This is a genomic window from Deferrivibrio essentukiensis (genome assembly GCF_020480685.1).
Taxonomy (GTDB): Bacteria; Chrysiogenota; Deferribacteres; order Deferribacterales; family Deferrivibrionaceae; genus Deferrivibrio; species Deferrivibrio essentukiensis.
The window spans coordinates 1-811 of sequence record NZ_JAJAFU010000056.1 but is presented as its reverse complement, the minus strand read 5'-3'; the positions used below and the strand labels follow the sequence as shown (position 1 = coordinate 811).

The following is an 811-nucleotide window of genomic DNA, read 5'->3' as shown; positions in this document are numbered from 1 at the left end:
TACTACAAGAAACCTTCATGATTATCTCACAAAGCCACAACAAAAGTATATTCTTGAGATTATTTCAGGTTGTTTTGCTACTCGCAGTTTAAATCTTACCGCCATATCTGGTTATTTAAATGAGAAGTGTGGAATTAAACACACATTAAAGCGGTTGCAAAGAAATACATTTAATTATTCACATCTACTTGCTATTTCAAATGCATATAATATTGATTACGCACTTAAAGAAACAGAATCAGATTCCAGGTTAATAATATCAATTGATGGTGGAGATTTGGTTCACAATTATGGTAGAAACTTTGAGCTTATTAGTAAAGTTCACGATGTCAGTAGTGGTCGTATTGCTAATGGTTTCCACTTAAATCATGCAGTGTGTTATAGCCCCAGTAGCAAACGTTTATTTTCATTATATTTAGATGTTTATAGTTCTAAATCTCAAGACTTTAAGAGTGAGAATACAGAGACCTTAAATATGTTAGATAAATTAAAAGACAAGTTTAGAGATAAGGGCTTATTTGTATTTGATAGGGGTTATGACAGGGGGATAATTTTAAGGCATCTTCTTCGAGAAGATTTAAATTTTGTAATTAGGAGCACAGGCAAGAGGCATTTAGAATATAAGGGCGAGAAGATGTCAGTATATAAAATTTGCAATGGTATAATAAACAGGCGTTACAAGAAGGGTGGTATTTCTTATGGTTATGCAAAATGTTACTACAACAATCGAGCAGTTACAGTTATTAGTGTAAGCTTTCATGGTAATAAGAATAAACTTTATTTTTTATGTGAAGGCCACATAAGTAGCAGT

Annotated in this window: 1 pseudogene; it reads left to right on the top strand. The window is 32.1% G+C overall.

Annotation, left to right across the window (positions count from 1 at the left end):
* A pseudogene (locus LF845_RS11740) lies at positions 1-811 on the top strand (transposase); the annotation flags it as partial.